This window comes from Pelagibius sp. (genome assembly GCF_028289705.1).
Taxonomy (GTDB): Bacteria; Pseudomonadota; Alphaproteobacteria; order Kiloniellales; family Kiloniellaceae; genus Pelagibius.
Window position 1 is genome coordinate 54,702 of record NZ_JANQOI010000038.1, and the last position, 8,119, is coordinate 62,820.

Here is an 8,119-nt window from a genome sequence, read left to right on the forward strand (position 1 = left end):
ATTCACCCTCGATTTGCCTGTTGATGCGATGCCTGAAGCCGGAGCCGGCCGATAGCGAGGAGACCGATGAGCAGGGCCGCGCCGATCAGGCTGCTCCAGATTTCCTGGAACAGCAGCAGCGCCCCGCCTGAGAAAACCAGTCCCCGCAGCCACAAGTCGAGCGGCCGGTTCAGACAGCCGATCACGGCGACGGCCACGGCGAAGGTGCCCGCCGTGCCGGTGATCACGGCTACAACGTTCTCCACGAGGCTGCCTTGCAGCAAAAGCCCCGGCCCGAAGCAGAAGGCGAAAGGCAGCAGATAGGATGTGAGCCCATAGCTCGCCGCCGTCCAGCCGACCTTGTTGATCCCGGCCCCCGCGATGCCCGCGGCCACATAGGACGCGAGGGCGACCGGCGGAGTGATAGTCGAGATACAGCCGTAAAAGAAGACGAAGAAATGCGCGGTCAGCAGCGGCATCCCGAGCTTCACCAGCGCCGGGGCCACGACGGTCGCGAGGATCAGATAGGCGGCGGTCGTCGGCAGGCCCATGCCCAGAATGATCGCGGCCACCATGGTCAGGACCAGCGCCAGCACCAGCGAGCCGCCGGAGGCGAGGTCGATCAGGATCGCGATCTTCGGACCGAGACCGCTGACGGCCAGGGTTCCGGAGATGATCCCCGCCGCCGCGCAGGCCGCCGAAATCGGCGCAACGTTCCGCGCCCCGTTGGCGATGCCGGCGCCAAGCCGGCGGATGAAGGAAAGCCTGAACTCCCTGGTCCAAAGCAGCTCGCCGACCACCAGCAGAATGATCGCCCAGAAAGACGCTTTGAACGGCGAATAGCCCCAGAGCATCAGGCCGAGGAGCAGACCGAGGGTCGCGATAAAGCGCGAGCCCTCGAACAGGACCTGCCAGAGCGAGCGCCCGTCTTCCACCTCCTGCACCGGCGGCCGGAGGTCGCTCTTGACGGCCTGCAGATGGACGATGAAGAAGATCGACGCGAAAAACAGCAGCGCCGGCAGCAGACCCACGCCCATGATCTCCACATAGGGAATGCCGACGATCTCGGCCATCAGAAAGGCGGCCGCCCCCATGATCGGTGGCATAATCTGGCCACCGGTGGAGACCACCGCCTCGATGGAGGCCGCCTGATGAGCGGCATAGCCTTCGCGCTTCATCATCGGGATCGTCAGCGTGCCGGTCACCGCCACGTTGCCGGCGGCTGACCCCGAGATCATGCCGATGAGCGTGGAGAACAGCACGGCGGTCTTGGCACCGGCGGCCCTGAGGCCGCGGGTCAGTCTGCGCGACAGCTCGAAAAAGAAATCGCCGGCGCCGAAGGCCGAGAGCAGCGCCCCGAAGACCGTGAACAGCACGATATAGGTGGCGGCGACGCCGATGGGAATGCCGAAGACGCCCTGGGTATCGGTGGTCAGAAAGATGACGATCCGCTCGAAGCTGTAGCCGCGCGCGCCCAGCAGGCCCGGAAGGTATGGACTTACGAAGGGGTAGAGAAAGAACAGCAGCGTGATCGCCGCCAGCACCAAGCCGACGCCGCGCCGCGCCGCCTCGAAGACCAGGACCACGATCACCGCGCCGGCATAGAAGTCGCCCGGCTCGGTCAGTCCGCCGCTGAAGGCAATCGCCTTCCAGCGTGACAGCAGCCAGGCGCCGGCGCCGAGCACGGCGATCACCAGCACGACGCTCAACAGCCTGTCGAAGCGGCTGCCCTCCGCCGCCTTGCTGAACGGCCGGCTCAGAAAAAGCAGGCTGAAGGCGAGCATGAGGTGCGTCAGGCGCATCTCCATCGTGGAAACCGCGAAGACGCCGGACACCAGAACGAGGTGATAGAGGCCGAGCCCCAGCGCCAGGAGCCCTATGAGGTCCCGCAGCGTGAAGTGCTTCGTTATCTGTGCCGTGTTGAGCAAGGACCACTCTGCTCCACTCGCGACCGGAAGGACCGGCGGACCCCTGGCCGAGGGGTTCCGCCGCCTTCGGTTCCCGGGCGATAGCTACTTCTTGAAGTAGCGCGCCGCACCCTCGTGCAGGGTGATGGCCAGGTTCAGGGAATCCGCCGGATCGATCTGCCGGGCGTTGGCATTCTCGGCCTTGAACTCCTCGAGATGATCGAACACCGCCGCGGTGATGTCGTAAACCCTGTCGGCATCCATCGAGGAGGGAACGATCAGCATGTTGTTGACGCCGATCACCTTGCCGGGCCCATCGGTGCCGTAGACATCGGCCGGAATCTCCACCGCCTTGAAGGCGCCGTTCTTGCCGAGCGCCTCGTCAAGTTTGCCGTCGGAGAAGGCGATGAAGCGCAGCTTGTTGCCGGCGCTGGCCTGCATGACCGCGGAGGCCGGATAGCCGGAGAGCGCGAAAGCGGCATCGACATTCCCATCGGACAGCTGGCTGAAGCCGTCCGAGTAGGAGAGGAAGCTTGGCGTGAAATCGTCCAGCGTCATGCCGTGCAGGGGCAGCAGGAAATTCAGGAAGCCGAGGGTACCGCCGCCAGCCGGACCGACCGCCACGCGCTTGCCCTTGATGTCTTCAAAGGACCGGATGTCCGATCCGTCGAGCACGATCATGTGCAGGACGCTGGGATGCAAGGCCGCGATGGCCTTCATGTCGATGGCCCCGGACTTGTAGGGGCCCGCCCCCTTGGTCGCCAGAACCGCCAGATTGTTGTTGGTGATGGCGATGTCGACCTCGCCGCTGCCGACCAGGCGCGGGTTCTGAACCGAACCGCCGGTGACCACCGGCACCATGGTGATATCGCCCTCGGCGTACTTGTTGACCAGGTTCGATATGCCTTGCCCGATCGGATAGAAGGCGCCGCCAAGGCTCGCGGTGCCGATGCGCAGTTCCTCGGCGGCCAGCGAGGCCGTCTGCGCGACGAGCCCGGCCACGAAACAGAGCGTTGCCAATCCTTTGGCCATGGGGTCCTCCCGGTTTCTTATTTACCGATATTAATTACGATATCAAAAAAATATCGATATTACTATAGGTTTCTGTTCGTAGGCGGACGCAGCAGTCCGATCACAAGACCGAAGCCCGAAAACCGGATGCGCGGGAGGTTTCCCGCCGCGGCAGGGTGCAGAGGGGAATCGACGGTGAAGCCCACCGCCTGTCTTAGAGCGGATCGGGAGGAGACGAGGCCAGGCCTCGGCGTTCGAGGCTTACGCTTCCGAGCGCGTCAGCGCGACAAGCCCTCTTGCAATGACATCAAAGACGCATTGCCGCCGGCGGCGGTGGTGTCGACCGAGAGGGTCTTCTCGGTGGCGAAGCGGTGCAGGTAGCGGGGGCCGCCGGCCTTGGGGCCGGTGCCCGACAGACCCTGCCCGCCGAAGGGCTGCACGCCGACCACGGCGCCGATGATGTTGCGGTTCACATAGGCGTTGCCCACCGGCAGGCGGTTGCAGATGTGATCGACGGTGGCGTCGATGCGCGAGTGCACCCCCAGCGTCAGGCCGTAGCCCGTCCCGGCGATGGCGTCGAGCACCTGGTCGAGGCGGTCGGCGCGGTAGCGCACGATGTGGAGGATGGGGCCGAAGACCTCCCGCTCCAGAACCTCGATGCCGTCGATCTCGTAGGCGGCGGGGGCGACGAAGCTGCCGCCCGCCGCAGCATCCGGCAGGGGCAGCTCGTAGGTCAGCTTCGCGTCCTTGGCCATGCGCGCCTTGTGGGCCTCCAACATGGCTTTGGCCTCTTCGTCGATCACCGGGCCGACATCGGTGGCGAGCTCCGCGGGATCGCCAACCACCAGCTCCGCCATGGCGCCCTTCAGCATCGTCAGCATCTTGTCGGCCACGTCCGCCTGCAGGAAGAGCACGCGCAGGGCCGAGCAGCGCTGGCCCGCCGATTGAAAAGCCGAGGTGATGACGTCCTCGGTCACCTGCTCCGGCAGGGCGGTGGAGTCCACCAGCAAGGCGTTCTGGCCGCCGGTCTCGGCGATCAGCGGCACGATGGGACCTGGGCGCGCGGCAAGCGCCTGGTTGATGATCCGCGCGGTCTCGGTGGAGCCGGTGAAGGCGACCCCGGCGACCCGCGGGTCGGCCACCAGCGGCGCGGCGATGGTGGGCCCGTCGCCGGGCAATAGGTGCAGCACGTCGCCCGGCACCCCGGCGCGGTGGAGAATGCGCACCGCTTCCGCGGCCACCAGCCCGGTCTGCTCCGCCGGCTTGGCGAGCACCGCGTTGCCGGCGGCCAGCGCCGCGGCCACCTGGCCGGTGAAGATCGCCAGCGGGAAGTTCCAGGGGGAGATGCAAAGGAAAACGCCGCGCCCCTGCAGGGAGATCTCGTTGCGCTCCCCCGTCGGGCCGGGCAGGGCCAGCGGCGCGCCGAAGTCGGCCTTGGCGCGGGCGGCGTAGTAGCGCAGGAAGTCTACCGCCTCGCGCAGCTCCGCCACACCGTCGGGCAGGGACTTGCCCGCCTCGCGCTGGCAGAAGGCGATGAGCCGCGGTGTCGCCACCTCCATCAGGTTGGCGGCCCGCTCCAGCGCGGCGGCGCGCTCCGCCGCCGGGGTGGCGTTCCAGGCGAAGGCGGCGCGGCTGGCGCGGGCCAGCGCCGTCTCCGCGTCCGCCGCCGTCGCCCAGGCGATCTCGCCGACGGTCTCGCCGCGCTTCGCCGGATTGGTGACGGCGCGGCGCTCCGCCCCTGCCTGTTCGACCCCGCCGACGATGGGCCCGGCGCTCCAGGGCTCGGCCGCCGTGTGGGCGATGCCCTGCTGCAGCTCCGCCACCGCCAGGGGATCGCTGAGGTCGATGCCGGCGGCGTTCGGTCGCTCGTCCCCGAAGAGATCCACCGGCAGCGGAATGCTCGGATGCGGGATCTCCACCGCCGCCCGCAGCTTGGCCGCCGGGTCGGCGACGATGGCATCCACCGGCAGCTTCTCGTCCTGGATACGGTTGACGAAGGAGGAGTTGGCGCCGTTCTCCAGCAGGCGGCGCACCAGATAGGCCAGCAGGTCTTCGTGGCTGCCCACAGGCGCATAGATGCGGCAGGGCCGGTCCAGCTTGTCGGCGCCCACCACCTGGTCGTAGAGCGCCTCGCCCATGCCGTGGAGGCGCTGGAACTCGAAGTCGGCACGGTTGCCCGCGGCCTCCAGCACCCAGGCCAGGGAGTGGGCGTTGTGGGTGGCGAACTGCGGATAGAAGGCCTCGGGCTCGGCCAGCAGGCGCTTGGCGCAGGCGAGGTAGGAGAGATCGGTGGAGGCCTTGCGGGTGAAGACCGGATAGCCGGCCAGGCCCTGTTCCTGGGCGCGCTTCACCTCGCTGTCCCAATAGGCGCCCTTGACGAGGCGCACCATGAGGCGGCGGTTGTGGCGCCGCGCCATGGCCGCCAGCCAGTCGAGCAGCGGCAGGGCGCGCTTCTGATAGGCCTGGACCGCCAGGCCGAAGCCGTTCCAGCCGGCGAGGTCGGGGTCGCCGGAGACCGCCTCGATGACATCGAGGGAGAGGTCGAGGCGCTCGGCCTCCTCGGCGTCCACCGTCAGGCCGATGGCGGCGGCCTTGGCGTCCTCGGCCAGCACCTTCAGCCGCTGCACCAGATCGCGCAGAGCCCGTTCGCGCTGGGCAAAGAAATAGCGCGGGTGCAGGGCGGAGAGCTTGATGGAGATGCCCGGCGCCTCGATGGGCCCCTTGGCGCTGCCGTCCGGCCCCACCGCGGCCTTGCCGATGGCGGCGATGGCCGCGCGGTAGGACTGGAAGTAGCGCTCGGCATCGGCGGCGGTGTGGGCGGCCTCCCCCAGCATGTCGTAGGAGTAGCGGTAGCCCTTCTTCTCGCTGGCCCGGGCGCGCTCCAGCGCCTCCTCGATGGTGCGGCCCATGACGAACTGGCGCCCCAGGATGCGCATGGCCTGGGTCACGGCGCCGCGGATCACCGGCTCGCCGGACTTCTGCACCAGCCGGCCCAGGGTCGCGCCGAGATCGCGGGCGTCGTTCTCGTCCAGCTTGACCACGCGGCCGGTGAGCATCAGCGCCCAGGTGGAGGCGTTGACGAAGAGCGACTCGCTGTGCCCGAGGTGGGCCCGCCAGTCGGCCTCGGCGATCTTGTCCTTGATCAGCTTGTCGACGGTGGCGGCGTCGGGCACCCGCAATAGCGCCTCGGCCAGGCACATGAGCACCACGCCCTCCTTGCTGGAGAGTTCGAACTCATGGAGGAAGGCATCCAGCCCTCCCTGCCCGACCCGCGCCCGCCTGACCGCCCCCACCAGCGCCCGCGCCTGCTCGGCGATACGGTCCTGGGCGTCATGGGGCAGCGCCGCGGCGTCCAGCAGCGCGCGGACCACGGCCGTCTCGTCAGCCATCAGATGGTCGCGCAAGCGCCGGCGCAGGCGGTCCTGTTCGGAGATGTCCTGATCGTTGTCGACGACGACGGCGGGGCGTTTCATGGCACGGTCTCTGGGATGCGGCGTTAGGGGATGCGGGGCAAGGCTCGGCCTCACCGCCCGACGCCCCGACTGTCCCGCCGTTTGAGTGCGCGGTCAAGGGAAGTGGAAAACAAAGGCCCCCTCACCCTCCCGCTCACGCGGGCCCCTCCCTCTCCCGCGCCGGGGAGAGGGATTCGGCGCCGTGCCCTTTGTTCCCCTCTCCCCGCCGTGGGAGAGGGATGCGCAGGCTTGGTGAGGTCGCAGACCGAACCTAGCCGAAGCTGGGTGAGGGGGACCTCTCTCCGGGATGAAAGAAGGTTGGATGTATATGCTGACTTGGAGGACCGCCTCTCAGCGGACGGCTGCCTTTTACGGGAACTCTTCGTTCTTCATCGAAATATAATTCCGTAGCAGAGGTCCGCACACAGCGACTGCTTCGGCATACCCCGCATTCGGCGCAAATCCGCCACGTCCCGGCACCCGCAATTTGACGGGCATTCTTATCACCGCAATGTGACCGGGATCTGCCTATCCCCGGTCACATGCGCGCGGCGGGCTCTACCCAAGGGCGTCGGATTGCCCCTTTCGCGCCTCAGAAATGCGCAAAGCCAGAGGCATTCTTAAGGCCGGCAATGCTAGGCCTTTAGGATGGCGATCACTGGGTCCGAACGCTTTCTGCTGCCGGCGGACTGCGCGCCGAAGATCCGCGCGCTGTACGACTACTGGCTGTCCATCCACCCGGGAACAGGGCTCCCGGGGCGGCAGCATTTCGACCCGGTGGACATCCCCGCCCTGTTGCCCAACATCTGGATGATCGACGTGGCGCGGGAGCCCTGGCGCTTCCGCTTCCGCCTGCTGGGCACGGAGATCGTGACCTTCACCGGGCGCGACGGCACCGGGCGCTGGCTCGACGAGATCTATCCGCGCTTCGGCGACTCCGCGGCCTTCCGCTTCTACCGCGGCTGCGCCGAGAGCGGCCGGCCCTCCTACCGCCGGGGCAGCGCCCACGCCGGCCTGGAGGGCAAGCCCGTTGCGGCCGAGCAGCTCACCCTGCCGCTGGCCGCAGACGGCGAGACCGTGGACATCCTCTTGATGATGACCCTCTACGCCGAGCTGCCCCCGCCCCCGGAACGCTACCGGGAGAGCGAGGACTGAAGTGACATGCTCCATCTCCTCTCCCCCGGCGGGAGAGGAAAGAGGGATCTTTTGGTCTTCCCTCTCCCCAGCGTGGGAGAGGGCCTGCCTGCGCGTAGCCGAAGCGGCTACGCTTCGGCGAAGGCAGGTTGCGCAGGCTTAGTGAGGTCGAAGACCGAGCTTAGCCGGAGCTGGGTGAGGGGGTGTCGAGGACGGTCCGCGACGTTTGCCGCCCTCAATGAAAATCCCGGGACTTGGGCATGGGGTTGACATTGCGCGGGTGCCTTGCCGTCGCCGTCTCATAGTGCGCGGGACGGTGGTCGCGGGTCGGGCGTTTCACCTCGTCGGCGTGGGCGTGTGCGGGCTCAAGGGGGGCGGGCTCCAGGTGCGGGCCGGGCTTCAGGGTCATCAGCCGCGGGGTCAGGTCGATGAGGTCCTCGGCCACCACGTGGATCACCAGGCCCTCGCGCTGCAGCTTGCCACGCGCCGCCAGCAGGCCGGCCTTCATGACGATGGCGCGGTGGCGCTCGAAGACGTCGGGCCAGACGATGACGTTGGCGGTGCCGGTCTCGTCCTCCAGGGTGGCGAAGATCACGCCCTTGGCGCTGCCCGGGCGCTGACGCACCAGCACCAGGC

5 protein-coding genes are annotated in these 8,119 nt (G+C 67.9%); 1 reads left to right on the plus strand and 4 read right to left on the minus strand.

Going from position 1 to position 8,119, the window contains the following annotated elements; genetic code table 11:
- Positions 1 to 2: 2 nt before the first annotated feature.
- From Q0996_RS05040 to putA, 3 genes are all read right to left on the minus strand, one after another.
- Positions 3 to 1,907, minus strand: a complete 1,905-nt coding sequence (locus tag Q0996_RS05040) for a TRAP transporter fused permease subunit (RefSeq protein WP_299616646.1) — start codon at positions 1,905 to 1,907, stop codon at positions 3 to 5.
- 84 nt (positions 1,908 to 1,991) lie between these two features.
- Positions 1,992 to 2,918 (minus strand): TAXI family TRAP transporter solute-binding subunit, encoded by a 927-nt coding sequence (locus tag Q0996_RS05045; protein ID WP_299616647.1) that lies wholly within the window; start codon positions 2,916 to 2,918, stop codon positions 1,992 to 1,994.
- Between the two features lie 257 nt (positions 2,919 to 3,175).
- On the minus strand, positions 3,176 to 6,370 hold the full coding sequence (gene putA / locus Q0996_RS05050; protein ID WP_299616648.1) for a bifunctional proline dehydrogenase/L-glutamate gamma-semialdehyde dehydrogenase PutA: 3,195 nt from the start codon (positions 6,368 to 6,370) through the stop codon (positions 3,176 to 3,178).
- A 627-nt stretch (positions 6,371 to 6,997) separates the two neighbouring features.
- Between putA and Q0996_RS05055 the strand changes: the two genes are divergently transcribed.
- The gene (locus Q0996_RS05055) at positions 6,998 to 7,504 is read left to right on the plus strand and encodes a PAS domain-containing protein (protein WP_299616649.1); all 507 of its coding nucleotides are present in this window, start codon (positions 6,998 to 7,000) and stop codon (positions 7,502 to 7,504) included.
- Between the two features lie 214 nt (positions 7,505 to 7,718).
- On the opposite strand, the gene Q0996_RS05060 is transcribed toward Q0996_RS05055, so the two are convergent.
- Positions 7,719 to 8,119, minus strand: a 401-nt coding sequence (locus Q0996_RS05060) for an OB-fold nucleic acid binding domain-containing protein (protein ID WP_367575659.1), incomplete at its 5' end; no start/stop codon positions are given.

Bases quoted from the DNA above. Each gene is read 5' to 3' on its own strand.
- Q0996_RS05045 (WP_299616647.1), bottom strand. From the start codon at position 2,918: ATGGCCAAAGGATTGGCAACGCTCTGTTTCGTGGCCGGGCTCGTCGCG.
- putA (WP_299616648.1), bottom strand. From the start codon at position 6,370: ATGAAACGCCCCGCCGTCGTCGTCGACAACGATCAGGACATCTCCGAA.
- Q0996_RS05055 (WP_299616649.1), top strand. From the start codon at position 6,998: ATGGCGATCACTGGGTCCGAACGCTTTCTGCTGCCGGCGGACTGCGCG.